Raw genomic sequence first — 25,511 nt, 5'->3', positions numbered from 1 at the left:
CAGAAAATCGCCGCCCCGTCCGGGGCGGCGATTTTTTACAGGGCGTGGAGCTTCTCCAGGCAGGCGGGACAGATGTACTTGTCCTGAAAGGAGCGCAGGTCCTCCGTCTCTCCGCAGAAAATACAGGTGCACTGATGCTTTTTCAGAATGATGGAGTTCCCCTCCACGTAGATTTCCAAGGGAGCCTTTTCACCAATCTCCATGGATTTGCGCAGCTCCATGGGAAGCACAATACGTCCCAGCTCGTCTACTCTGCGTACAATACCAGTTGATTTCATAATTTGACACACACTCCTTAAAAATCCTTTTATTCCCTGGTTTATATTTACATTTTACAACATTGTCTTACTTGTGTCAATCCTAGAAATAATGTTTTTAAACGTTAAATTCGGGTTTGATGAGAAATAGAACTGGTCCATGGATATAATGCAATCAATAGGGAGTTGATTGCATGACCGTGGGAGAAAAGATTCAAGAACTCCTGGACTGGGGCGGCAAAAATCAAAAAGAACTCGCAGAGCTGTCAGGCGTCTCCCAGAGCGCAATCAGCGATTATATTAGGAATATACGAATTCCATCTATTGAGGCGGCGCAGAAGATCGCCGATGCGCTGGACGTATCCCTGTGGGTACTGCTCAACGGCGAGGCCCTTCCGGTGACGACCCTGGATATGACGGAGAAGGAGCGGAGGCTGATTGGCGAGTACCGCCGCCTTACAGGGAGCGAACGGGAGGCAGTAGACCATGTGATCCAGGTCTACAATGAGAGAAAAAAGGAGAGGACCGGTGGATGACGGGCACATCCACCGGCCTTTTCTATCCAATAGCGGTATTTTATGATTGCGTCCGTGCCGGAAATCAGATATAATATCCGCCGGCGGTTTTGGAGCGAAAAGCTCCAGCCCCGAGAAAGGAAGTGGCCTTTGCTTTGAACCGGCGTCCCATCAAACGTATCCAGTGCTGGCACAATACCCGATTTCCCCGCAGGCCGCCTCCGGAGGGCATCCTTCCCAATGGATTGAAAAGGAAAGGATGACAACAAAATATGAATTGGTTTCTTCTCTCCCTGATCGCGATCCTCTTTTGGAGCGGCTCCGACCTCTTTTCCAAGATGGGGGCCAAGCCGGAGGACACGTACAGCCACTGGAAAATGGTCATGGCGGTGGGCGTGGTCATGGGGCTCCATGCCGTCTTCATGATCGCCACCGGCACCCCCTTCTCCCTGGGGGACATCGTAACCTATCTGCCCGCGTCCTTCTGCTACATCACCTCCATGGTCATCGGCTATGCCGGGCTGCGGTACATCGAGCTGTCCATCTCCTCCCCCGTGTGCAATTCCTCCGGAGCGGTGGCCGCCCTGCTGTGCTTCCTCGTCCTGGGCGAGACCATGACCGGCCTCCAGCTCTTCGGCGTGGTGCTGGTATGCGCCGGGGTCTTTGCCCTGTCGTACATTGAGAAGAAAAAGGACGACGCGCTCCGGGAGGCGGAGGGCTTCACCCCCGACAAAAAGCACACCCGCAGCGTCATCGCCATCGTGTTCCCCCTCCTCTACTGTGCCATCGACGGCCTGGGGACCTTTGTGGACGCGCTGCTGCTGGACACCGTCATCGCCGAGGAGCAGGCCAATATCGCCTATGAGTTCACCTTCCTGCTGATGGCGGTGTTCGCCTTCGTCTATGTGGTGGTAATCAAAAAGCAGCGCATCCGCCTCTCCGCAGAGCGGCCCAAGATCGTGGGCGCGCTGTGCGAGACCGCGGGACAGTTTGCCTATGTGTTTGCCATCGGGGCCAACGCCGTGGTGGCCGCCCCCATGATCTCTTCCTACTGCATTGCCTCTCTGCTGTGGAGCCGGATCATCCTGAAGGAAAAGCTCACCCGGGGCCAATACGCGGTCATCGCCGTGGCCGCCGTGGGCATCGCTATTTTGGGCATGGAGTGAGTCCATAAAAACAGACGTACCGCGCCCCGTTGGGGCGCGGTACGTCTGTTTTTTTATCTCGGTCAGGAGAGCCGCCCCATTCCCGGCAGGGGCGTGCCCTCAGTCCAGGGGCTTGAACATGGCCTTGTCCATGCCGCACAGGGGGCAGGTCCACAGCTTCGGCATATCTTCAAAGGCGGTGCCGGGGGCCACGCCCCGGTCCGGGTCGCCCGTCTCGGGATCGTAAATATAGCCGCAGAGCTTGCAGATGTACTTCTGCGCCTTGGGCTTGACCGACTCCGGAGCTTTGACCAGGTCTGCCACCCCGCGGGCCCACTCCGCCATGGCGGTGAGGTCGGCCTCGGTGGGCGTGAAGCAGACCTTGAAAGGGGCCTCCACAGTCTTGAACTTGAGTTGCTTGAGCTGCTCCTGGACCATGCCGGCGGCCTCGCCGGTCCAGCCGAAGGAGCCGAAAGCGCCGGCGGCCCGCCCGCGGGTATTGATGGCGTCCACACCGTGGACGGCATTCCAGATGGCCTCGGGGGCGTTCCGGTTGATGGTTGGTGTGCCGAAGAGGACCACGTCACAGGCGTTTACCAGAGCGGACACAGTCTCCGGGGCGGCAAAGACCACGTCAAGGGTGGTCACCTGCAACCCATCGGCGGTCAGCGCCTTGGCTGCGGCGTCGGCAAGAGCGCGGGTACAGCCGTAGGCGGAGCAGTAGATGATGCCCACCGTCTTTTTCCCATCGGGACGGACTGCGGGCGCGGCCCACTGGCGGTAGCAGTCCTTCACATAGCCGATGGACTGGGAGAGGGTGGGGCCGTGGCTGGTACACACCAGCTCCACCCTGGCGGGCATCTTGTCCAGGCCGTCCAGCACGGCGGGCTTGAATGGGCCAAAAATGCAGTTAAAGTAGTTGAGGAGCTCCGCCTCATAGTAGCGGCGGTACTCCGGATGGATGCCGGTATCCCGCATGGAGGGTTCACAGAAGTGACAGCCCAGGAAGTCGCAGGTAAAGAGGGTCTTGTCCGCCTCGTCCCAGGTGAAGATGGAGTCGGGCCAGTGGAGGAGAGGCGCGCTGATGAACCGCAGCGTCTTGCCGCCCAAGTCCAGGGTATCGCCGTCCTTCACCACGCGGCAGGGAAATTCCTCATTGGCAATGGAGGTGAGGAATTTTTTTGCGGAGCTGGAGCAGAGCACGGTGAGGTTGGGGCAACGATCCAGCAGGGCACGGACGCCGCCGGAGTGGTCGGGCTCGGTGTGGTTCATGATCAGATAATCCAGCTTTTCCACAGGGAGAATCTCCTCGATGTTGGAGACCAGATCCTCAAAGTAGTCCTTGTGAACGGCCTCGATGAGGGCGGTCTTTTCTCCGCCGGTCACCAGATAAGCATTATAAGAAGTCCCATACCTGGACTCCATCACAATATCGAACACCCGGAGCGCGGGATTCAGAACGCCCACGGACCAGACGCCCTCACGCAATTGAATGGCACTCATAGCGTTGTTCCTTTCTATCGTCATTTGGGAGAGTTGGAAACCCTTCTATTTCTGTCGGAATTAAGTATATCTTCCAGGGGCGGGTATGTCAACCTTCAAAATGTAAGAAAGTGGGCCGAAAGCGGTTGGGGCGGTTGGGCACAAACATCTGTCGGCTTGACGGGGCTTCGTTTGGGCGGTAGAATGGTACGGCAGAAAGACGGGAACAGGGGAGAGAAAGAAAAGCATGGGCATCTATTTAGACAATGCAGCCACCACGCGGGTGTGTCCTGAGGCGGCTCAGGCGGCGCTGGAGGTCATGACGGAGGCATTTGGGAATCCGTCCTCGGGGTATGCATTCGGCGCACAGGCCGCGGAGCGGCTCAGCGCGGACCGGGCCGCGGTGGCGGACGCCTTGGGCTGCCTGCCGGAGGAGCTGGTGTTCACCTCCTGCGGCACCGAGGGGGACAATTGGGCGATCCGGGGGGCCGTGGAGTACGGACGGCGGAAGGGAAAGCATATCATCACCACCGCCATCGAGCATTCCGCCGTGCTGGAGCCCCTGCGGGAACTGGAGGGGCAGGGGTACGACGTGACCTATCTGCGGCCGGACCGGTCCGGACACATCGATATCGCTGGGCTGGAGGCTGCGCTCCGGCCCGACACCGTACTGGTCTCCATGATGCTGGTGAACAACGAGCTGGGCACCATCCTGCCCGTTAGGGAGGCGGCGCAGGCCATCCGCCGCGCGGGCAGCCCGGCCCTCCTGCACACCGACGCGGTCCAGGGCTTTCTCAAGGTGCCCTTCACGCCGGAGGAGCTGGGGGCGGATCTGCTCACCATCAGCGGACACAAAGTCCGCGCCCCGAAGGGGATCGGCGCGCTCTATATCCGAAAGGGCGTAAAGTTAAAGCCCTTGCTGCGCGGCGGCGGACAGGAGGGCGGGCTCCGGCCCGGCACCGAGCCCACGGCGCAGATTGCCGCCCTGGCCGCGGCGTGCAGAGCGTGGGCAGAGCACCGGGAAGACTATACAAATCGTATGTCAGATACAAAAAATTACTTTTTGGAATTACTTGAAGCGACGATCCCAGATGCGGCGGTGGTGAGCCGGGGAGACGCGCCTCACATCTGTGCCGTCTCTCTGCCCGGCTATCCCAGCGAGATGCTGGTGCGGGAGTTGAGTGACAGGGGGATCTGTGTGTCCTCCGGGTCAGCCTGCCACAGGGGCAAGCCCAGCCATGTCTTTGCCGCCACCGGACGGCCCAAGCGGGAGCTTATGGGGACGCTGCGGGTCTCCTTCTGTCCGGACAGCACCCGGGAGGAGGCAAAGGTGCTGACGGAAGCCCTGACCGAGATCAAAAACACGCGCATCGCCGCAGGGTGAGGTGAGGAATTGTTCGACTATCTGAAGCGGGGCCCGGCGTTTTACCGGGGAGTGGTGACGCTGGCCGTTCCAATCATTCTCCAGAACCTGATCACCACCTCGCTGGGGCTGATCGACACCTTCATGGTGGGAGCGCTGGGTGAGGCGCCTCTGGCCGCAGTGACACTGGCCAACGTGCCGGTCTTTGTGATCCAGTTGGTCATCTTCGGCCTGCAGAGCGGGTCCTCGGTGCTGATCAGCCAATATTGGGGCAAGGGCGATGTGGAGAGTATCAACCGGGTCATGGGGATTGGCTGTTATGTGGCGGGGGCCATCTCCGTCCTTTTTGCCCTGGCCATGGGACTCTTTCCCCGACAGCTCATGGGGATGCTGACGGATAACCCCGCGCTGGTGGAGATCGCCGCGGGATATGCCCGCATCGTGGGTCCCTCCTACCTTTTCAACAGCCTCACCGGCATCTACGTGGGGGCCCACCGCAGCATGGGGAATCCCCGTCTGGGGCTGGTCGTATTTACCATATCCATGTGTACCAATACGGCGCTCAACTGGGTGCTTATTTTTGGGAACCTGGGCGTGCCGCGCCTGGAGGTGGAGGGTGCCGCCCTGGCGACCCTCATCTCGCGGGTGGTGGAGTTCGCAGCCATGGCGGTGTACGCCGGCGGCAACAGGCGGTTTCGTCTCCGGCTCTCCTGCCTGATCCGTCCGGGGAGGGAGATCGTCCGGAAATTCATCCACTATTCCGGCCCTGTGGTATTCAACGAGGGGATGTGGGGGCTGGGGACGTCCCTTTACAAGGTGATCATGGGCCATATGGAGGGGAGCACCGAGATCTTGGCGGCTCGGGCCCTGGCCGGAAACATCGAGGACATCTGTCTGGTGGCCATCTTTGCCATGGCCGGGACCACCGGCATCACGGTAGGCCGGGAGATCGGCTCCGGCAGGGATTCCGGGACGGTCTATCAAGTGGGAGCCGCCATGGATACGCTGGCCCTTTTCTGCGGGCTTGGCATTGGGCTGGTGCTGCTGGCTGCCACCCGGCTGTTCCTGGCGCCTGTGGTCTATCCACTTTTCCGGCTTTCTGAGAATGCGGCCGGGATTGCCACGATGATGCTGACGTTCACCGCTGCCGCCATGCCCCTGCGGGCCTTCAACACCACCAATACCGTGGGGGTGCTCCGGGGCGGAGGAGATGTGCGGGCCGCCATGCTGATCGATATCCTGCCGCTGTGGTGCGTGGCGCTCCCCCTGGCGGCGCTCTTCGGGCTGGGGCTCCGGTGGGGCATCTTCTGGGTCTATGTGGGGGTCTTTATGGAGCAGGCGGCCAAGCTGGGCGCGGGGGTCCGCCGCTTCCGTTCCCGGGGATGGATCGTCGACGTCACAATGGCGGGGCGAAATGAAAAAAGAAATTGAGTGCGCGCGGCCTGTCAATTGCACAGAGGTCGAAGCTTGCAAAAAAAAGTCCAAAATGATATAATTTCCAAGAAAAGAGGTTAAGCGTTTCCGTTGGCTGAGGAGGTGACGGTATGCCCGACTCCAATATCACAAAAAAGGCGCTGGCACAGACCATGAAGGAACTCATGGCAAAGCAGCCCTTCTCCAAAATCAGCGTGGGGGATATCTGCGACGCCTGCGGGATGAGCCGAAAGAGCTTTTATTATCATTTTCGGGACAAATACGATCTGGTCAACTGGATCTTCGATACGGAATTCCTCCAGTCCATCCGTCCCGAAAACTATACTGCTGGATGGAAGCTTCTGGCAGATATGTGTACTTATTTCTACGAGGAGAAGGAATTTTACCGCTGTGCGATGCAGATCGAGGGACAGAATTCCTTTCGGGAATATTTTTGTGAAGCCATTACGCCGCTGATTTCCTTCTTTTCGAAGGACGTCTTTGACGGGGTGGAGAATGCCGACTTTTATATCACCTTTTTCAGCGATGCCATCCTGATGTCGCTGATCCGCTGGCTCACCGAGGGTGTGCAGATCCATCCGAAGGAGTATCTGGAACAGCTCCGGGAGATCGCTGTGCGCCTTGCGCGTCTTACCCTGGAGAAGCTTGGTGGACAATAGAGAGACGAAAGAAACGCCCGTCCGTGTGGTCTGCACGGACGGGCGCTGTCGATCCTGGGGGAGGGCGGCGGAGAAAATGCCCGCCGCCTTACGAGGCCCATGGAAAGAAACGTTCCAAGACCTCTGCGAGGGTGGAGGAGCGCAGAGAGGCGTCCAGGACCGTCTCGCGCCCGGTCCGGCTCCCGCAGACGGTGCCGTCCGGCGCGACGGAGAGGAAGCAGGGCTCATCGGAGATGATGTGGTCCACCAGCAGCAGGTCGGAGGTGTACTCCACAGGGAAAAAGGAGCAGTTCTGGGCAGTCCTGGCGTCCAGAGCATAGCGCCGGACCGCCTCCTGGACGGAGGGAGGGCAGCTCCGGGCGGGGACATAGAAGATGGCCGGTCCCGCGTCCCCGCCCAGCCCGTTAAGCCAGCCGCCGGATGTGATGTCCGCGGCGTCCTCCTCACACGTATAGGTGCGATAGAGCCCGTGCAGGCATCCATCGCTTCGGAGACGGCTGTCGGGGGCGCGCCATATGTCCGCGTCCGTCCGGAGCAAGAGCATCAGATTGCCGCACCGGGAGGCCGCCGTGAGGAGAGGCTCCTTGAGGGCCGCCGGGGGAAGGAACAGGAAAAACGCGCAGCGGCTGAACTGGAGGGCCAGCTCCGGGAGAAACCCAGGGTCGGCGCCGGGCTCTTCCGCGAAAAAGAAATAGGAGCAGATTCCCAGCTCCTGTCCCTGGAGGAGAAGCGCCCGGTAGTCTTCCGCGCCCAGTGCCCAAGGCTGTCCGCCCAGTCGGAAGGTGAGGCACCACGGAATGTTGTAGTGTCGCTCCCCCTCCAGGGCCCGGATGCGGCCGGCTCCCACGGTCCAACTCTCCCAGCCCAGATTGATCCCGAAGCATTTCAGTTTTTCCCGGTCCACTTCCTGAACGATGCGGCGGACCATATCATAATAGGGGCTCCCCTCGTTTTCCAATACCCTGCTCAGGAGAGAAAAGGACTCCTTTTGAGAGCGCCCGCGGGCCAGCAGATTGCCCAGATCCACCAGCTTGCGGAGACTACGGTCCGGGTCCGAGACGATTTCACGCAGGCTCCGGTCCACGACGGACTCCACCATGGCCCTGGACAGCGCCCTTGACTCCATATCGGCGTCCCCCTTTCCAGACTTACACGTCTATCCTATTCCAACCCCCGGCGGACCAAAAGGGACAAAACGTCCTGAATGTCCCAAAAGGTGACACTCTCGAAAAGTGTCGAAAAATCCCACAGACCGGTGTGATTGTCCGGCGACAGGAGGGGAGGTCTCCGATAGGATAGAGGTAAGCTGAAAGACCTGTGAGATGGCCCGCGCAGCGGGAACACAGGCGCAGAAAGGATGGAAATGCAGCCATGACTGTCACGGAGAAGGCAAAGAGTGCCGCCATTACCGCCGCTGTGAGTACGGCCCTCAATTATTTGGAGAAGGACCCGGAGGGAAACATCCCCAAGGTCATGGACCTGGTGGACAGGCTCTGCCCGGAGGACTGGTATGTCCCTCAGCGCAGGGCCTTTCGGGAGGCCATCGCGGCAAAAAACAACTGGTATCAGCTCATCCTGCGCTTTTATGAACTGGATCCTGGCGTCCGCAAGGCGTTTTTCCAAAATTTCATTATCAACGCCAGCCTGAAGGGGAGCGCCACGCAGGAGGAGAACATGGCCAAGTATAACTGCAATGTGCCCTGGGCTATCCTGCTGGACCCCACTTCTGCCTGCAACCTCCGCTGTACCGGCTGTTGGGCTGCCGAGTATGGCCACAATCTGAGCCTGGACCTGGATACCCTGGATTCCATCATCCGCCAAGGGAAGAAGTTGGGCACCTATATGTATATCTACACCGGCGGGGAACCTATGGTCCGCAAGGATGACCTGATCCGCCTGTGTGAGTTGCACCCGGACTGTGAGTTCCTCTCCTTCACCAACGGGACGCTCATCGATGAGGCGTTCTGTCAGGAAATGCTGCGCGTAAAGAACTTCATCCCCTCCATCAGCCTGGAGGGGTTCGAAGCCGCCAACGACGGACGCCGGGGAGCGGGCGTCTATCAGAAGGTCATGGACGCCATGACTCTCCTCAAGTCCCACAAGCTGCCCTTTGGGATATCCACCTGTTATACCAGCAAAAACTACCAGGATGTGAGCAGCGAGGCCTATTACGACAAGATCATCGACTGCGGCGCCATGTTCGTCTGGTTCTTCCACTATATGCCGGTGGGCAACGACGCCTCCACCGAGCTGCTCCTCACCCCGGAGCAGCGCACCCAGATGTACCGCCGCATCCGGGCCTTCCGTCAGACCAAATCCATCTTTGCCATTGACTTTCAGAACGACGGAGAGTACATTGGTGGGTGTATCGCCGGCGGGCGGCACTATCTGCACATCAACGCCAACGGAGATGTGGAGCCCTGTGTCTTCATCCACTATTCCAACTGCAACATCCACGAATGTACGCTGTTGGAGGCGCTTCAAAGCCCTCTCTTCATGGCCTATCATGACAATCAGCCCTTCAACCAGAACCACCTGCGCCCCTGCCCCATGCTGGAGAACCCGGAGCGGCTGCGGTCGCTGGTGCAGGAGACGGGGGCGAAGTCCACGGACCTACAGTCTCCGGAGAGCGCCGCGCACCTGTGTGAAAAATGTGAACCGTACGCCGCCGCCTGGAAGGGGACGGCCGATGCGCTGTGGGCGGAATCCCACGGGACAGGAAAGGGGTAAAAGCGATGGAAAAGACCTACCAGATCATAACCGACGCCACTGCGGACCTGAATGCGGAGCTGATGAAGGAGAGCGGGCTGGAGATGCTGCCCATGGATGTGGAGATCGAAGGAAAGCGGTACTCCTATGCTCCGGTGGGCGGCGATCTGGGAGAGGCCGAATTCTATCGTGCGCTCCAGGCGGGAAAGCGGGCCAGCACCTCCCAGATCAATCCTCTCGTCTATGAGAGCTGCTTTGAGCGGTTTTTGAAGGCGGGGATGGATGTCCTGTATGTCTGTTTTACCTCCGGATTGTCCGGGACCATCATGGCGGCCCAGACCTGTATGGAGGAGCTGCGGGAACGATACCCGGAGCGGAAGCTGATCTGTGTGGACTCTCTGTGCGCCTCCGCCGGCGAGGGACTCCTGGCCCGCCGGGCGGCCAAGATGCAGCGGGAGGGACACAGCCTGGAGGAGACGGCGGCCTGGCTAGAGGAAAACCGCCTCCATGTCTGCCACTGGTTCACCGTGGACGATCTGCAGCATCTGCGCCGTGGCGGACGGATCTCCGCCGCCACGGCCATTGTGGGCACGGCGCTCCAAGTAAAGCCCATCCTGAGGGTAGATGAGACCGGACATCTGGAGAATGTGGATAAGGTGCGGGGGCGCCGACGGGCACTTTCCGCTCTGGTGGAGCGGTTTGACGAGACCTGGGCGCCGGAACTGGACGGCACGGTGATGCTGGGACATGGCGCGTGCCTGGAGGACGCGGAGTTCGTGGCCGGTCAGCTCCGGGAGAGGCATCCGGGCATTGAAATCGACATCGTCTATATGGGGCCCATCATCGGAGCCCACACCGGCCCCGGTACGGTGGCCCTGTTGTACTGGGGCAGCAAGCGGTGAGAAATAAAACGGAGCGCCCGGACCATATGGTCCGGGCGCTCCGTTTTTAGATGGGATCAGCGCTGCAGTGTCTCCGCCCAGGCGGAATACTTGGAGATCTTTTCTCCGCATTGTGCGTGGCTTTCGCCCTGGGACAGAATATAGACCTTGACCTTGGGCTCGGTACCGGAGGGGCGAACCACCAGGTCGGTGCCGTCGGCCAGCTTGTACTTGAGCACGTTGGAGCCCTTGAGTTCCATCTCCTCCCGCGCACCGGTGGAGACGTCCTCCAGGATCCCGGAGGAGTAGTCCTTTCGCTGGAGAACGGCCACTCCGGCGATCTCGCACAGGGGATGGTCCCGGAGCTCCCTCATAAGCGCGGCCATCTTCTTGAGGCCGTCCAGGCCCGGCATGACCAGGTTCAGGGTCTTCTCCCCGTAGAAGCCGTATTTTTCATAGAGCTTTTCCATCGCGGCGTAGAGGGTCAGGCCCTGCCCGTGATACCAGGCCGCCATCTCGGTGGCCACCAGGGCGGCGGTAACCGCGTCCTTGTCCCGGACATAGTCGCCCATCATGTAGCCGTAGGACTCCTCGTAGGAGAAAATGACCTTGCCCTCGCCGCTCTCTTCCAGGGTGTTTTTCTTTTCCGCCATGAATTTGAAGCCGGTAAAGGTGTCGAACAGCCTGACGCCGTTTTTCTCGGCCACCGTCCGGGCCATTTCGGTGGTCACGATGGTCTTGAGGGCCACTGCGTTCTCCGGCAGGGTGCCGGAGCGCTTTTTGGCGCCGATGAGATAGTCCAGCAGCAGTACGCCGGTCTGGTTGCCGGAGAGGGGGACGAAAGCCCCCTCGTCGTTGCGGACCATCAAGCCCATCCGGTCCGCGTCGGGGTCGGAGCCTACGATGAGGTCCGCCCCCTCGCGGTCTGCCAAGTCCACCGCCAGATAAAAGCCCTCCGGGTTCTCCGGATTGGGGGAGGCCACGGTGGGAAAATTCCCGTCCAGGACCATCTGTTCGGGAACACAGAGCACGTGCTTCATGCCCAGGCGCCTCAGGGCCTCGGGGATGAGTTTGTAACCGGTGCCGTGGAAGGGGGTATAGACGATCCTGAAATCGTCGGCCACACGCTCCACGGCGGCGCGGTCGTTGACCTGCCCCATGACCCGGGAGAGGAACGCCTCGTCAGTCTCGGCGCCCATCAGGGTGATAAGGCCCTGGGAGACGGCGGCATCGTAATCCAACCTCTGAATGGAGGTAAAGAGGTCCAGCTCGGCCATTTTCCTGGCGATGGCATCGGCATGGTGGGGGGGGAGCTGAGCGCCGTCGGCCCAGTACACCTTATAGCCGTTGTATTCCTTGGGGTTGTGGCTGGCGGTGACGTTGATGCCGGCGATGCAGCCGTATTCCCGGATGGCGAAGGATAGCTCAGGGGTAGGGCGCAGGGCATCGAAGAGGCGCACGGGGATGCCGTTGCCGGCCATGACACAGGCCGCCTCCCGGGCAAACTCCTGGGAGTGGTTGCGGCAGTCGAAGCACACCGCCACGCCCTTTTGCGCAGCCTCCGGACCTTCCGCCAGGATGACCTCGGCAAAGGCCTGGGTGGCGTGGCGGATCACATGGACGTTCATGTTGTGGAGTCCCACGCACATGGTGCCGCGGAGGCCCGCAGTACCGAACTCCAGCGGGGCGAAAAAGCGGGCTTCCATCTCCTTGTCATCGCCGGAGATGGCCCGAAGCTCCTCCTTCTCGTCGGCGCTGAGGGCAGGGCTCTCCAGCCATTTCCGGTAGGTTTCCTGATAGGACATAGTGATTCCTCCTTCATTCTTCCGCAGGATTCTCCTCGGGGGACAGAATCGCCCTCGCCGCCTCCAGGAGGCTTTCAGGGACAAAAACCTGCACCCCGGTGAGAGAGGCTCCAGTATAGAAAAACGACATCTCGCCCAGTCCGGGTCGGGCGGTGTAAAAAGGGATGCCGAAAGCCTCCAGCTTGGACAGGGCGATGCCGCTGAAAGCAGGAAGATCCGCATCCCAGTCCAGAAGCGCGGCGCGCTCTGGCACTCCCGATGGGGACAGGGGCCAATTCTCCGTGCTCACAAGACACCCTCCTCTATTTGTGATAGCCGGACCCCTGGTTGATCTTAAAGACCCGATAGAGCTGCTCCAGCAGCATGATACGGGCCAGGTGATGGGGAAAGGTCATGGGGGACATGGACAGGCGCAGGACGGCGGCGTCCTTTACGCGCGGGGCCAGACCATAGGAGCCACCGATGAGAAAGACCACGCTGGAACGGCCCTCCAACATCCAGTCGGACATGCGCCGGGCCAGATCTTCGCTGGAGAGAAGCCGACCCTCCACACACAGGGCCACCGCCAGAGCGCCCTTGGGGATGCGCTGTAGAAGGGCCTCTCCCTCCCGGACGAGGGCTGCATCGATCTGAGCACGGGAAGGGCGCTCCGGCAGGCGCTCTTCCGGCAACTCCGCCAGATTCAGACGGCAGTATCCGCCCAGGCGCTTGACGTATTCGGCGGCAGCTTCGGTATAGAAGCGCTCTTTCAGTTTGCCCACACAGAGGATGGAAATATTGAGCATGGCAGTCTCTCCGATTCAGAGCGCATACGTGGGACCCGGCTCGGACCGGGGGGCCACGGCCAGGGTCACCCCGTCCGCCAAGGCGCCGCAGGCGAAGAGTATACGCTCCACGGCCGCCCTGGCGTGCTCAGGTGTGTTATTTTCACTGCTCAGATGTGCGAGCACCACTGCGCGGGCGCCGTGGGCCACAGCATCCCGGGCCAGAGCGCCGCCCGCTTCGTTGGAGAGGTGACCATGGTCGCCCAGAATGCGGCGTTTCAGCGCATATGGGTAGGAGCTGGACGCCACCCAGTCTGGATCGTGGTTGCACTCCACCACCACCAGCCCGGCCCCCGCCATCCCGGCGCGGACCTGATCGGTGACAAAGCCCAGGTCCGTGACCACGGCGGCCTTCTGTTCTCCACAGGAGACGGCATAGCCCATGGGCTCGGCCGCATCATGCAGGGTGGGAAAGGTCTCCACATCCAGACTGCCCAGGGTAAAGGAGCCCCCCGGGGCACAGGCATGGAGCACGTCCTCCAGGGCAGCGATGCGGTAACAGAGCTGGCGGGCGGTGCCGGGACTGGCATAGACCGGAAGCCGGAACTGCTTGGTCAAGGTGGCGAGCCCCGAGATGTGGTCCGTGTGTTCATGGGTGATGAGCACGCCGGAGAGGGATTCCGGCTCCACCCCCAGGGCGCGGAGAGACCGACAGATGCGGCGGCAGGAGATGCCCGCATCAATGAGGATGTGCTCGCCCCCTCCCGAGAGCAGGATGCAGTTCCCGGAGGAACCGCTGGCCAGAGTGGTGAGTGTCAGCAAGGGAATCGCTCCTATGTATCAGAATTTATCCGGCGAAAGATCGACGGTCAGCCAGCCGCAGCCGAGGTGCACCCACGCATCCGGTGAAAAAACAGAACAGGGGGAGATCAATGAAAGACGGCCCCCCAACAAGACAAAGCGGACGGCGGCAGAAAGCCGCCGCCCGCGCCACGGTTCATCCAACGGAAGCCTGGGCTTTTTCCTCCTCGGGGGTGACCACCACGCGGATGTCGGCCCCCAGGCCGGAGAGCTTGCGGACGATATCCTCGTAGCCGCGCTCAATATACTGGATCTGATCCACCTCTGTGGTGCCGTGGGCGGCGAGGCCGGCGATCACCATGGCGGCGCCGGCCCTCAGGTCGCAGGCCTGCACAGGCGCGCCGGTGAGCCTGTCCACCCCTTCGATGACGGCGACCTTTCCATCCACCTGGATCTGAGCCCCCAAGCGGTGGATCTCGTCCACATAGCGGTAGCGGCTGTCCCACACGCCCTCGGTGATCACGCTGGTCCCCTCGGCCAGACACAGGGCAACGGCAATCTGGGGCTGCATATCAGTGGGGAAGCCGGGATAAGGCAGTGTTTTGATATTGGTGCGGGAGAGACGGCGGGCGGGATCGCGGCGCACCAGCACCGAGTCGTCCCCCTCCGTGATCTCCACCCCCATTTCCTCCAGCTTGGCGGTGATACAGTCCAGATGCTTGGGGATGACATTGCGGATGCGCACTTCGCCGCCGGCAGCGGCCACAGCGGCCATATAAGTGCCCGCCTCGATCTGATCGGGTATGATGGAGTAGACACCTCCGCCCAGACGGTCCACCCCACGGATCTTGATGACGTCCGTGCCCGCGCCCATGATATCGGCCCCCATGGAGTTGAGGAAATTGGCCAGATCCACGATATGGGGCTCCTTGGCCGCGTTTTCAATGATGGTCATGCCGTCGGCCAGGGCGGCGGCCAACATGATATTCATGGTGGCCCCTACGGAGACGATGTCCAGATAGACCTGGGCGCCCTGCAGGCGACCGTCCTTCGCGCTTGCGTTGATATAGCCGCCTCGGACGTCCACGTCGGCGCCCATGGCCACAAAGCCCTTGATATGCTGATCAATGGGACGGGCGCCCAGGTGACAGCCGCCCGGAGGCGGCACCTGGGCGGCCCCGAACCGGCCCAGCAGCGCGCCGATAAAATAATAGGAAGCCCTGATCTTGCGGGCCATCACGTCGGGTACCCTGGCATTGCGGACGCGGGTGCAGTCGATGTCCACCGTGGTACGGTCCACGGTGCGGACATCTGCACCCAGTTCCTGGAGAATTTTCAAAATAAGGGTGACGTCGCTGATCTGGGGAATGTTCTCGATCCGGCACACGCCGTCCACCAGCAGGGCGGCAGGAATGATGGCCACCGCGGCGTTCTTGGCGCCGCTGATCTCGATATCTCCATACAGCGGTTTGCCCCCGTGAATCACATACTTCGTCAAAACCGCACCTTCTATCCTCATTCGCCGGACCCGCTTGCCGCCGGGTCCGCGTATCAACGGCCGGACCATCCGAAATCCGGCCGATTTTCTCATTCTCTTGCGGTCTGCGCGACGGCAGCCCACTCCAATGCAATGGTATTATAACATCCCTAGTATGCAAAATCAAAAGAAATTTTACACGAATGTTACAGCATTCTCTGCTGGAAATATTTCCGGAGGAAATTTGCCCAATTTTTCCGGTTTTATTCCATTTTCTCGGGAAAATAATGTAGCAGGACGGCAAGCGCTTCGCCGGTGAGGAGCGTGCTGCCGTGCTCTCCCAGGCGGGTGGACAGGAAGGGGGAGGAGTCGGCGGGACCGGTAAACTCGGAGAGGAGGCAGGCGGCCCGCTCCGCGTCGGCGGGCAGGGAGAGCCAATAGACCCCGTCGCACCACACCAGATCGCCCTCCGGCGCCGGATTGCCCAGGGCGCGGGCGGCGGCCAGGACTTCTTCCAGGGAGCGGAAGGTGAACCAGAGCCGCCGGGGCGGCTGAAAACGGGCGAAGACCAGGACGCCGCACAGCTCGGGGTATGCTTCGATCTCAAGCGTGCCCTCCACAGAGATACCAGCCTGGGAAAAGGCCTCTCTGGTGAGACGGAGGGCCAGCTCCTCGGTGAGATCCTCGGGGGTGAGGCCGTGCTCCCGCAGGTCGTCGGGGGTGAGGTAGAGCGCCACACTGGCGGCGCCGATGGGTTGGATGGTCATAGGGGTCCTCCTCCTAAAAAAGCGGCGTTGGGGCAGAGTATGATTATAAAGCGCCGGAGGCACGCCGGGTAGCTGTAATGATTGGAGAAAGCGGGAATGATTGCAGTTCGCCCCGGTCTGTGGTATACTAATTCTTACTTATGCAGAGATGCGGACAGGAGCGGTACGTGTGGAACTGTATGAAAAGACCATATCCAGCGAGACTGTTTTCAAGGGGAATATCGTGGAGCTTCGGGTGGACAGGATCGAACTGCCCGACGGGAGGCCGGCGCGGCGGGAGGTGATCGCTCATCCGGGCGGCGTGGCGATTCTGCCCTATCACGACGATGGTACCGTTACCGTGGTGCGGCAGTTTCGGTATCCCTTTGGGCGGGTGGTGACCGAACTTCCCGCCGGAAAGCTGGAGCGGGGAGAGGATCACAGGGTCTGCGCCCGGCGGGAGCTGGAGGAGGAGACCGGCCTGACGGCCGGAACACTTACCTACCTGGGCTGCCTGCTGGCCTCACCCGGATATTCCGACGAGGTGCTCCACATGTATCTGGCCCGGGCCCTGAAAACGGGGGAATTCCACCCGGATCAGGATGAATTTCTGGAGCGGGAACGGGTGCCGTTCGAGACGCTGATGGAGCAGGTGATGCGGGGCGAGCTCCAGGACGCCAAGACCGTGGCGGCTTTGATGAAGACCAAGCTTCTGCTGGGACTGTGAGCAAGAGCGATTGGGCCCGCTGTGACAATCAAGACGAAAGTGAGGCGCGATATGGCAAAGAAGATTCTGATCGTTGAAGACGAGAAGAACATTGTGGACATTCTCAGCTTTAACCTGACCCGGGAGGGGTACACCGCGTTGGAGGCTTATGACGGAGAGGCGGGGCTGCAGCTGGCCCTGGAGCAGGACCCGGATCTGATCCTTTTGGACCTGATGCTGCCCAGAAAGAACGGGTTTGACGTGTGCCGGGCGATTCGGGACGCGGGCAGGACCACGCCGATCATTATGCTCACCGCCCGGGAGGAGGAGACCGACAAGGTGCTGGGGCTGGAGCTGGGGGCTGACGACTATATCACCAAGCCCTTCTCCATGCGGGAGCTGCTGGCGCGGGTAAAGGCCAATATCCGCCGCAGCGGTATGGCGGCCGTGGGGACCTCCGCCCAGCCGTCCGTCGGCGGACGGCTGGAGCTGGGGCGTATCTCCATCGACGCCGAGCTCCTGATGGCCTATAAGGACAATACGCCGCTGGACCTCACCCAGCGAGAGTACGAACTCTTGAAATTCCTGGCGTCCAACCCCGGCAAGGTGTTTTCGCGGGAGGCGCTGATGGAGAACGTGTGGAACTATGAGGGCTATGTGGGAGATGTGCGGGCCGTGGATGTGGCCGTCCGCCGCCTGCGTGAGAAGGTGGAGGACGACCCGGCGTCCCCGCAGTTCGTGGTGACCCGCCGGGGCCTGGGCTATCTCTTTAACGCCTGAGGAGGGGCGTCCTCCACCGGGGCCCCATCTTGGATGGGGCGGCGCGGTCAGCGCCGGACAAGCGTTTTGGCCGAAGGGCAAAACCTTGGCGCAGGCGGAATTGATTTCCGCCGAGCATCTCAGCAGAGATGCAGGGTCCCCGTGCGGCGGAGCCGCATGGGGCGCGGACGACCCGGCGTCCCCGCAGTTCGTGGTGACCCGCCGGGGCCTGGGCTATCTCTTTAACGCCTGAGCACCCGCCGGGCGCAAGGTGCACAGGGATATCCCGATCAGATTTACGAAAGGGGGCGCCCGCCCCATATGTTCCGAAGCCTGCATATGAAATTGGTGCTCATCATGGTGCTGCTCATCGTGTCCCTGATGACCGTGGTGGGCGCCTTTCTGATGAACTCTGTGGTGCGCTTTTATCTGAACGATTTCAATGAGCGTATGACCACCATGTTTTCTGCGGAGAACATGGATTTTTACGAGGCCCTGACCGAGCCCTATGACGGGGAACAGGACGGTGTGGAGGGCCTTCAGCGCGTGCTCAAGGCCAATATGGGCGAGTTGGGGGTAGACGGGCGTACCCGGAATTACTTCATCCTAGACGGCACCACCGGCATCTGTCTGGCTGGCTCGGATGAGAAGATGGGGGAAAGCCTGGAGAGCAGTCCCAACGTGCTCAAGAGCCTGCGGACGGGCGAGCCGGCCTCCAGCAGCGACGTGACCGCCTCCTATATGGACGCCGCCATACCCATTACCCGGGGGGAGGTCCGCTATATCATCTATATCTATGACAACCGCCAGACGGTACAGGAGCTCAACAGCTCCCTCTTCATGCTCATCATCCAGGCCCTGATTTTCGGCTTGGTGAGTTCAGTGCTGCTCTCTTTCCTGCTGGCCAAGACCATGATCACGCCCATCGAGCGCCTGACCGACGGCGCCAAGCGCGTGGCTTCGGGTGACTTCTCCCATAAAATCGAGGTGGGGTCCAAGGATGAGATCGGCATTCTCACCGCCAATTTTAACATCATGGCCCGGCAGCTTCAGTCCACAATCCGGGAGGCGGAGAACGAGCGCAACAAGCTTGATACCCTCTTCCTCCACATGACGGACGGCGTGGTGGCCTTCAACAAGAGCGGAAAGGTGATCCAGAAAAATCCCGCCGCCGAGGACATGCTGGCCCGGCCCATCGGGGAGGAGACTACTTACAGCGTGCTTTTTGCGGACGCGGCGCCGCTGGAGCAGGTACTCTCGCTGGAACAGCCCGGCTACCTGGGACAGGAGCGGTCTGTGGGAGAGCGGAGCCTGGAGCTGCTGATGGCGCCCTTCGACCAGGAGAGCGACGAGGGCGGCGTCATGGTGGTGATCCACGACGTTACGGAGCAGCGGCGGACGGAAGAGCTGCGCCGGGAATTCGTGGCCAATGTATCCCATGAGCTGCGCACCCCTCTTACCAATATCCGCAGCTATGCCGAGACGTTGACGGACGGGGCGGGGGATATCCCGCCGGAAATGGAGAAAAACTTCCTCGGGGTCATCCTGAACGAGTCGGACCGGATGACCCATATCGTCCAGGATCTGCTGACACTCTCCCGCTTTGACTCCGGGAAGAGCGAGATCAGGCTGGCCCCCTTCGCCTTCGAACGGGCCGTCCGGGACATCTATAACGCCGTGCTCATGGAGGCCCAGCGCCACGGTCACACCCTGATCCTGGACTTGGAGGAGAGTCTCCCCGATGTGGTGGGGGACCGGGACCGCATCCTCCAGGTTATGATGAACGTAGTCTCCAACTCCATCAAATATACCCCTGACGGCGGGCGGATCGAGATCACCGCCGGGCGGTCCGGCGGCAAGGTGTGGATGCAGGTCACCGACAACGGCATCGGGATCCCGGAGGAGGACCGCCCCCGTATTTTTGAGCGCTTCTACCGGGTAGACAAGGCACGCTCCCGCGAATCCGGCGGCACGGGCCTGGGGCTCTCCATCGCAAAGGAAATCGTGGACCGGCATGAGGGGACCATCAGACTGGTGGACCGGTCCGGACCCGGACTCACCGTCCGCATGGAGCTGCCTGTGGGGGGGCCCTCCCATGTCTGAGAAAAGAAAGCGCCGTCTGACAGAGTGGGGGAAAAGTCTGCTCATCGTCCTGCTGTCCGTTTCGGCCCTTTACCTGGTGGGGCGCACGCAGTTTTACATGGACGGCTCCGCCATCGGCCAGAGCTGGCTCTCGTCGGTCCTCTCCATCCTGCCGGGCGGGGAGGAGACGCAGCCCGCCCAGTCCGTGGCGGTCTGGAGCGAAGGGACGGCGGTGCGTCCGGTCCGCGCTGTGGTCACCAGTCCTCACGGGCGCTCCGGCATTCAGTACGATCAGGAGAGCGTGGAGCGGCTGTTCAGCAGCTTTGCAAACCCTCTCTCCGATGCGCTGGCCGGATGCTCCGCGCCGGAACAGACCACGGCCGCAAAATTTCAGGCCGCGCTGGGGTCCAAAAATCCCGGCGTCTATCTGGACTTCCTGGGCGGGGTGCCTCTGGCCGACCTCTCCGCCTGGCTCAGCGGTGGGCGCGCGCCCAACCAGGCGCTGACAGACACCGCCCGGCGGCTGCTCCTCACCGTGACCGACGAGGGAGACGTGGTGCTGTACTATATCAATGAGGATACCGGCCTGTACTATGCCTGTGAAACTACCCGGGATCTGGCGGAACGGCTGTCCCAGCTCGTGGAGGGCATCTCCCCCAACGGGGCGGCCTTTGCCTTTGAGAGTGGAGGGCCCTATGCGATCTTGGACCCATATACGCTGCTGGAGGGAGGGGCCACACCCCAGCCCGGCAGATATGCCTCCTCCAATCCGGTTCCGCTCCCGGCGGACACCGGTGGCAGCTACGGCGCGGCTTTTGACGCCTTGGTCCAGAGCCTGTCCTTCCACGCCCAATCCATGTCCTATCCCTACCGGAACGCCGTGGCCGTCCAGGAGGGAGCCGAGCGGCTGCATATCTTTAAAAACGGCCTGGTCACTTATGAGGCCGCCGACTTGGAGGATCCCCGCTTCCCGGTCCAGGGGGAGGGCGAGAACCTTACCCATTGGGAGATCGTAGGCAGCGCTTGGGCTTTCGTGGAACGCACGCTCTCGCCCCTGTGCGGAGAGGCCCGGCTCTATCTCATCGGCACCGAGGAGGGCGAGGCAGGCGGCACGGCGGTGCTGATCGGCTACCAACTGGACGGCGCCCCCGTCCTGGTGGGCCGGGACGGCTATGCGGCCCGGGTGGAGATCTCCGGCGGCGCCATCACCGCCTTCCGCCTCCAGCTCCGGACCTACACCTATCTGGAGGAGGGACCCATGGTACTGCCTGAGCTGCAGGCCACGGCGGCGCTCTCCGCCCTGGAGGGGGGCGGCTCTGAGCTGATGCTCTACTATCCGGACACCAGAGGCGACACCGTCACCGCCGCCTGGGGCGCATTTTGACGGAGGGAAAGGAGGCGGCGCCGCGTGGAGTGGTCCAAACTGAAAAATATCATCATCATCATGCTGGCCGCCGTGAACCTCTTCCTGTTGGTACTGGTGGTCCATCGCCAGTGGGAGAGCCGTAGCTCCTATGAGAGCGCCAGGGAGGACGCCCTGGCCGTGCTGTGGGAGACCAGCCGCATTCGTCTGGAGCGTGAGATCCTGCCCGAGGAGCTGGACCTCACGCCCATGAGCGTGACCCGTGACCCGGAGCTGGAGGAGACCCAGGCCGCCGCGCTGCTGGGGGAGCTTACCGCATCTCCGCCGGAGGCCCTGCGCTATGTGGGGGCGAAGGGGGCCGCGCAGTTTTATGTGGACGGAGAGTTCTCGGCGGAGTTCCGGACAGGGGCCTACCCTCTGGCGGGGGCGGAGCCCGAGGAGTTCGCCGTGGATCTGCTCGCAACCATAGGCTTTGAGGCACAGGTCATGTCGACGGAGGAGAGCGGCGGAGAGACGGTGGTGACGCTGCGGCAGTGCTGGGAGGGAACACCGGTATTCGACCGCACCGCCGTCTTGGTATTCCGGGACGAGGAACTGAAAAGCATTCAGAGAAACGTCAGCTACCGGCTGACGGGCATTCCCAAGCAGGAGGGCATGGAGCAGCCCATGAATCTGGTAACGCTCCTCATGCGGTTTGTGGATTACGTGAACCGGAACAGCCGGGTCTGCAATGAGATCACCGGCTTTACTGCGGGCTATCTCCTGGACAGCAACGCCCAGTCCGACCCGGCCCTGCTGATCCCCGCCTGGTATGTGACCACCGACCAGGGCAGCTACTTTTGGAATGCCATTACAGGCGAGATCACCCCGGAGGGATAAAGCCTCCGCCGGGCATCCCGGTCCGGGGGGACATACGCGCAAAAAAACGCGGAGACCTGCACGACGGCAGGGCTCCGCATTTTTACAGCCGGCACGGCTTACGACCAGTCCTTCCAGATTTCCGGGCAATAGCCCACCGTTGCCTGCCGCCCGTTGCGGACGATGGGGGTCTTCAGCAGGCGGGGGACCTCCAGCAGCTTTTCCAGCTTGTCCTCCTCATAGGCCAGGTAGGTGAGCAGCGCGGCGTCAGGGTGCCTGGCATCGATGAGGGCATCCAGACCCACCGCATTTTTCACACTTTTGAGTTCGCCGGGGCTGATGCCGTATTTGAGAAGGTCCACGGACTGAAAGCTGATCCGCCGCTCCTTGAAGTATCGCTCCGCCTTCTTGGTATCAAAACACTTGGATTTGCCAAAAATCTGAATATTCATTGGCTCATTCTCCTAAATAGGTAAATCTGGGTCCGGAATAGCCGTCCCGTTCCACGTGTTCGCTCCACATGGAGGCGGGGCGTACCCAGACGCCTCGCTCCCCGTACAGGGCCTGATAGACCACCAGCGGCTCCAGCGTCTCGGAATGGGCGGCGTTGTAGAGCACCCGGTATTCCTTGCCCTTGAAATGGCGGTACAGGCCGGGCCTGACGGGCTCGGCCTTGGCAGGCCCGGCATCACGGCCCACCAGATAGTCCAGGCTGACGTGGTAAAAGTCCGCAATTCGGATCAGCGCGGAAGCGGGGACGGCAATCTTGCCGAGCTCATATTTGGAATAGGTCGTTTGCCGGATCCCGAGTTCCGCCGCCAGGGTCTCCTGCTTGAGATCATGGTCCTCCCGCAAATCTCGCAGACGTGTGAACATGAGATATCCCCTCCCTTTATACCATACAATACTCCTAATACGACTATTCAAAAAAGTCGTATTAGGACTAAAGATTTGCGGCGCCTTCCGCCATGACGCAGAAATGCGGCCCCGTGGGATCTGCTCCAAAGGGGCGCAGGTCAGGAAGCACAGCACAGAGGGCTTTCGTGTGTTAATTTTGTCCCGGAGGGCAATACTAGGGAAAATCGCCTTTTAAGAGAGAGGATGGTTTTCCTGTGAAAGCAGTCATTATGGCGGGAGGCGAGGGCACCCGTCTGCGCCCCATTACCCTGGGGCTCCCCAAGCCCATGGTGCCCCTTCTGGGCAGGCCGGTCATGGAGCATATCATCGGCCTGCTCAAGCGCCATGGGATCACGGATATCTGCGTCACCCTCCAATACATGCCCGAGGTGGTGCAGAGCTGGTTTGGAGACGGCGCGGAGCTGGGGGTGCGCCTGACCTATTTTGTGGAGCGGGAACCCTTGGGCACGGCGGGCAGTGTAAAAAACTGCATGTCCCACCTGGGGGAAGACGACTTCCTGGTGATCAGCGGGGATGCCGTGTGCGATCTGGACCTGTCGGCAGCCATGGGCTTTCACCGGGCCAGCCGTGCCGACGCCACACTGGTCCTCTACCGCCACCCGGAGCCGCTGGAATACGGCCTGGTCCTTACTGACGATACCGGACGGGTGGAGCGGTTCATTGAAAAGCCCGGCTGGGGCCAAGTCTTTACCAACACAGTGAACACGGGGATATACCTGCTTACCCGGCGGGCCATGGACCGTGTGCCGGAAGGGCGGGCCTGCGACTTCGGCAAGGATCTTTTTCCGGCGCTTCTGGAGGAGGGCGCTCCCCTATATGGGCACATAGCGGATGGCTATTGGTGCGATATGGGGGACTGCGGCGCCTATCTGGCCTGTACCGCCGACGCGCTGGGGGGCAAGGTGACGATGGATATGGGACTTCCCCAGCGGGGCCCCGGCATCTGGGCGGCGGAGGAGCTGCCCGGTGGGATCACGGTGGTGCCGCCCTGCTGGATCGGGCCGGGGGCCTCTATTGAAGAGGGGAGCCTCCTGGGCCCCCATGCCGTGGTAGGGCCGGGAGCCTTCGTCGGCCGGAGGAGTCTGGTCCAGCGCAGTGTCCTGATGGAAAATGCCAAAGTCGCGGAACGCTGCACGCTGTACGGCACCATCCTGTGCCGCGGTGCCGCGGCACAGGCCGGAGCCGTCCTCAACGAGGGCGCGGTGCTGGGAGCCGAGGGCATGGCGGGGGAGAACAGCGTCCTCATGGAACGGGTCAAGGTCTGGCCGGGGAGAAAGGTCCCGAAGGGGGCACGGCTCACGGCCTCTCTGGTCAGCGGCGGCGGGACGGGGCGCGCCTGTTTTGGAGACGGCGGCGTGATACGGGGCACGCTGGAGGAGGAACTGAGTCCGGAGCTGCTGATGACCCTGGGCGGGGCCTTGGGAGCCGAGGGCAGGCTGGGACTGGGATACGGAGGGGGCGAGTGTGCCCGGATGCTGGCCCGCTGCGCCGGATGCGGCGCGGCGGCGGCGGGCGCGGCGGTACTCCTCCACGACGGCGGATGTCCCTCGGTGGGGGCCTGGGTGGCGGAGCGGTACGCTCTTCCCGCCTCCCTCTTTGTGGAACAGGAGGGGGAGAGAATCTTTCTCCACTTTTTCGACCGGCGGGGGCTGCCTCTCTCCCGGGCCCGGCAGCGCAAGCTGGAGGGCGCCCTTCTCCGGGGCGAGGTCCGCCGTGCGTCCGCCGACGGAGTGGGAGCCTGGGAACATGTGACGGGGACGGCCTCCGCCTGCGCCGCCGACGCGGCTCGCAGAGCCCGGTATGCCGGGGCCTCCATGACGCCGGTGGCGGTCTCCGTGCCTGGGGAGACGCCGGCCGACCGGCTCCTCCGCTCGGCGCTGGAGGAGCTGGGCTGCGTGGTGCTGCCCCGGAAGGCCGTGGGGGTGCCCGGCTTTGCCGCGGAGTATGGCGGCCTCCGGCTGGCGGCATGGGATGAGGAGGGAACGGTCCTCCCGCCGGAGCGGGTCCTGGCCCTGGTCAGCCTCATCGAGCTGGAGAACGGCGGAGGCCGCGTGGCGCTCCCGGCGGGGGCGCCGGAGGCGGTGCGGGCGCTGGCCGCCGTACGCGGCGGGGAGGTCCTGGCCCTGGACCGGGACGGTTTGGAAGCGGAGGAGGTCTATGCCGCCCTTCCCTGGCTGCGGGACGGGATCTTCGCCGCAGTCCGGCTGTGTGCCCGTCTGGGCCAGACGGGGGAACGGCTCTCCACGCTGGCGGGGCGGGTCCCCAAATTTGTGGTTCTCCGCCGGGAGGTGCCCCTCCGGCGGAGCCGGGGAGAGGTCATGCAGGACCTGGCTGAGGCTGCGGGGGCGCAGAACGGGGAGGGGGTGCGCATCCAGGACCGGGGAGGCGTGGTGTGGCTGGCGCCCCTCAGCCGCCGGGCTGCGCTCCGGGTAGCGGTGGAGGCCGCCACACTGGAGGATGCCGAGGCGCTGTGCAGAGAGTATGCCGACCGGGTGCGCGAGCTGGACCGACAGGGATAGGCGGGAAGGAATGCCCCCACTCCGCCCTCACAAAGGGCCGGAGAGGAAAATTCTTGTATACTTTTATATCTCATTGTGGTATACTAAAGTGTCATCTCATATGGCTTTATGTGCTTAGGCACTGATATATAAGGCAAAATTGGACATGGAGCGGAGCATGGCGGACCGCCATCCCGCTTTCCGGCGAGGCAGGGCCGGAAAGCGCGGAGGGGAAACGTCTGTGCTTTGCTGCGCTCCGATGTCTACATACCATCCATTTTGGTACAGT

Annotated in this window: 25 protein-coding genes and 1 pseudogene; 14 read left to right on the top strand and 12 right to left on the bottom strand. The window is 61.9% G+C overall.

Annotated elements, in window-relative coordinates; genetic code table 11:
- Positions 1-35: 35 nt before the first annotated feature.
- Positions 36-278, bottom strand: a complete 243-nt coding sequence (locus tag SRB521_RS13710) for an AbrB/MazE/SpoVT family DNA-binding domain-containing protein (RefSeq protein WP_058118439.1) — start codon at positions 276-278, stop codon at positions 36-38.
- A gap of 173 nt (positions 279-451) precedes the next feature.
- Here SRB521_RS13710 and SRB521_RS13705 point away from each other — a divergent pair, with 173 nt between their 5' ends.
- Both SRB521_RS13705 and SRB521_RS13700 read left to right on the top strand, forming a co-directional pair.
- Positions 452-793 carry a helix-turn-helix domain-containing protein gene (locus tag SRB521_RS13705; RefSeq protein ID WP_075704582.1) on the top strand — a complete coding sequence of 114 codons (342 nt, stop codon included), beginning with the start codon at positions 452-454 and terminating at the stop codon, positions 791-793.
- Positions 794-1,044: 251 nt separating this feature from the next.
- Positions 1,045-1,938: a DMT family transporter gene (locus tag SRB521_RS13700; RefSeq protein ID WP_058118437.1), complete on the top strand. Its 894-nt coding sequence runs from the start codon at positions 1,045-1,047 to the stop codon at positions 1,936-1,938.
- Between the two features lie 99 nt (positions 1,939-2,037).
- Here SRB521_RS13700 and SRB521_RS13695 read toward each other — a convergent pair whose 3' ends face one another.
- Positions 2,038-3,420: an oxygen-binding di-iron domain-containing protein gene (locus SRB521_RS13695; protein WP_075704581.1), complete on the bottom strand. Its 1,383-nt coding sequence runs from the start codon at positions 3,418-3,420 to the stop codon at positions 2,038-2,040.
- Between the two features lie 226 nt (positions 3,421-3,646).
- On the opposite strand from SRB521_RS13695, the gene SRB521_RS13690 reads away from it, so the two are divergent.
- From SRB521_RS13690 to SRB521_RS13680, 3 genes are all read left to right on the top strand, one after another.
- Complete coding sequence (locus SRB521_RS13690; protein WP_075704580.1) at positions 3,647-4,783, top strand: cysteine desulfurase family protein; 1,137 nt, start codon at positions 3,647-3,649, stop codon at positions 4,781-4,783.
- Positions 4,784-4,792: 9 nt separating this feature from the next.
- On the top strand, positions 4,793-6,193 hold the full coding sequence (locus SRB521_RS13685) for an MATE family efflux transporter (RefSeq protein WP_075704579.1): 1,401 nt from the start codon (positions 4,793-4,795) through the stop codon (positions 6,191-6,193).
- Between the two features lie 113 nt (positions 6,194-6,306).
- Positions 6,307-6,855 (top strand): TetR/AcrR family transcriptional regulator C-terminal domain-containing protein, encoded by a 549-nt coding sequence (locus SRB521_RS13680; RefSeq protein WP_116722382.1) that lies wholly within the window; start codon positions 6,307-6,309, stop codon positions 6,853-6,855.
- Positions 6,856-6,943: 88 nt separating this feature from the next.
- Here SRB521_RS13680 and SRB521_RS13675 read toward each other — a convergent pair whose 3' ends face one another.
- Complete coding sequence (locus tag SRB521_RS13675; RefSeq protein ID WP_116722381.1) at positions 6,944-7,981, bottom strand: hypothetical protein; 1,038 nt, start codon at positions 7,979-7,981, stop codon at positions 6,944-6,946.
- 245 nt (positions 7,982-8,226) lie between these two features.
- On the opposite strand from SRB521_RS13675, the gene SRB521_RS13670 reads away from it, so the two are divergent.
- Positions 8,227-9,585 (top strand): radical SAM/SPASM domain-containing protein, encoded by a 1,359-nt coding sequence (locus SRB521_RS13670; protein ID WP_116722380.1) that lies wholly within the window; start codon positions 8,227-8,229, stop codon positions 9,583-9,585.
- Positions 9,586-9,590: 5 nt separating this feature from the next.
- Positions 9,591-10,466 carry a DegV family protein gene (locus SRB521_RS13665; protein ID WP_075704575.1) on the top strand — a complete coding sequence of 292 codons (876 nt, stop codon included), beginning with the start codon at positions 9,591-9,593 and terminating at the stop codon, positions 10,464-10,466.
- Between the two features lie 56 nt (positions 10,467-10,522).
- Here the strand turns inward: SRB521_RS13665 and SRB521_RS13660 are convergent, their stop codons facing one another.
- The 6 genes from SRB521_RS13660 to SRB521_RS13635 all read right to left on the bottom strand — a co-directional run bounded on the left by SRB521_RS13660 (position 10,523) and on the right by SRB521_RS13635 (position 16,059).
- A complete protein-coding gene (locus SRB521_RS13660; RefSeq protein WP_116722379.1) occupies positions 10,523-12,250 on the bottom strand; it encodes a phospho-sugar mutase in 1,728 nt (575 codons plus the stop codon).
- Positions 12,251-12,263: 13 nt separating this feature from the next.
- Entirely contained in the window at positions 12,264-12,539 is a 276-nt protein-coding gene (locus tag SRB521_RS13655) for a hypothetical protein (RefSeq protein ID WP_033118079.1), read from the bottom strand.
- 13 nt (positions 12,540-12,552) lie between these two features.
- Positions 12,553-13,035, bottom strand: coding sequence for a 23S rRNA (pseudouridine(1915)-N(3))-methyltransferase RlmH (gene rlmH, locus SRB521_RS13650; RefSeq protein ID WP_058118431.1), 483 nt, complete (start codon positions 13,033-13,035; stop codon positions 12,553-12,555).
- A gap of 15 nt (positions 13,036-13,050) precedes the next feature.
- Positions 13,051-13,836, bottom strand: a complete 786-nt coding sequence (locus SRB521_RS13645; protein WP_058118430.1) for an MBL fold metallo-hydrolase — start codon at positions 13,834-13,836, stop codon at positions 13,051-13,053.
- A gap of 175 nt (positions 13,837-14,011) precedes the next feature.
- On the bottom strand, positions 14,012-15,313 hold the full coding sequence (locus SRB521_RS13640) for a UDP-N-acetylglucosamine 1-carboxyvinyltransferase (protein ID WP_075704574.1): 1,302 nt from the start codon (positions 15,311-15,313) through the stop codon (positions 14,012-14,014).
- A gap of 242 nt (positions 15,314-15,555) precedes the next feature.
- On the bottom strand, positions 15,556-16,059 hold the full coding sequence (locus SRB521_RS13635; protein ID WP_116722378.1) for a hypothetical protein: 504 nt from the start codon (positions 16,057-16,059) through the stop codon (positions 15,556-15,558).
- A gap of 169 nt (positions 16,060-16,228) precedes the next feature.
- On the opposite strand from SRB521_RS13635, the gene SRB521_RS13630 reads away from it, so the two are divergent.
- From SRB521_RS13630 to SRB521_RS13610, 6 genes are all read left to right on the top strand, one after another.
- Positions 16,229-16,765, top strand: coding sequence for an NUDIX domain-containing protein (locus tag SRB521_RS13630; protein WP_116722377.1), 537 nt, complete (start codon positions 16,229-16,231; stop codon positions 16,763-16,765).
- 51 nt (positions 16,766-16,816) lie between these two features.
- Positions 16,817-17,524 (top strand): response regulator, encoded by a 708-nt coding sequence (locus SRB521_RS13625; protein WP_075704573.1) that lies wholly within the window; start codon positions 16,817-16,819, stop codon positions 17,522-17,524.
- 85 nt (positions 17,525-17,609) lie between these two features.
- On the top strand, positions 17,610-17,756 hold the full coding sequence (locus SRB521_RS16250; RefSeq protein ID WP_165366644.1) for a hypothetical protein: 147 nt from the start codon (positions 17,610-17,612) through the stop codon (positions 17,754-17,756).
- Positions 17,757-17,842: 86 nt separating this feature from the next.
- On the top strand, positions 17,843-19,606 hold the full coding sequence (locus SRB521_RS13620) for an ATP-binding protein (RefSeq protein WP_083631087.1): 1,764 nt from the start codon (positions 17,843-17,845) through the stop codon (positions 19,604-19,606).
- Entirely contained in the window at positions 19,599-20,969 is a 1,371-nt protein-coding gene (locus tag SRB521_RS13615; protein WP_075704571.1) for a hypothetical protein, read from the top strand. The genes SRB521_RS13620 and SRB521_RS13615 overlap by 8 nt, the downstream gene beginning before the upstream one ends.
- Positions 20,970-20,993: 24 nt before the next feature.
- A complete protein-coding gene (locus SRB521_RS13610) occupies positions 20,994-21,827 on the top strand; it encodes a two-component system regulatory protein YycI (protein WP_075704570.1) in 834 nt (277 codons plus the stop codon).
- Positions 21,828-21,925: 98 nt separating this feature from the next.
- On the opposite strand, the gene SRB521_RS13605 is transcribed toward SRB521_RS13610, so the two are convergent.
- From SRB521_RS13605 to SRB521_RS16825, 3 genes and pseudogenes are all read right to left on the bottom strand, one after another.
- A complete protein-coding gene (locus SRB521_RS13605; protein ID WP_058118426.1) occupies positions 21,926-22,258 on the bottom strand; it encodes an arsenate reductase family protein in 333 nt (110 codons plus the stop codon).
- Between the two features lie 4 nt (positions 22,259-22,262).
- Complete coding sequence (locus SRB521_RS16580) at positions 22,263-22,505, bottom strand: DUF1653 domain-containing protein (RefSeq protein WP_052082729.1); 243 nt, start codon at positions 22,503-22,505, stop codon at positions 22,263-22,265.
- A 9-nt stretch (positions 22,506-22,514) separates the two neighbouring features.
- Positions 22,515-22,682: pseudogene (locus tag SRB521_RS16825) on the bottom strand (helix-turn-helix domain-containing protein); the annotation flags it as partial.
- A 236-nt stretch (positions 22,683-22,918) separates the two neighbouring features.
- On the opposite strand from SRB521_RS16825, the gene SRB521_RS13595 reads away from it, so the two are divergent.
- The gene (locus SRB521_RS13595) at positions 22,919-25,243 is read left to right on the top strand and encodes a sugar phosphate nucleotidyltransferase (protein WP_075704568.1); all 2,325 of its coding nucleotides are present in this window, start codon (positions 22,919-22,921) and stop codon (positions 25,241-25,243) included.
- The last annotated feature ends 268 nt before the right edge of the window (positions 25,244-25,511 follow it).

Origin of the sequence: Intestinimonas butyriciproducens (assembly GCF_004154955.1) — a bacterium.
GTDB classification, from domain to species: domain Bacteria; phylum Bacillota; class Clostridia; order Oscillospirales; family Oscillospiraceae; genus Intestinimonas; species Intestinimonas butyriciproducens.
Note: the sequence above shows the minus strand (reverse complement) of the source record. Positions and strands in the feature narration are given on the sequence as shown.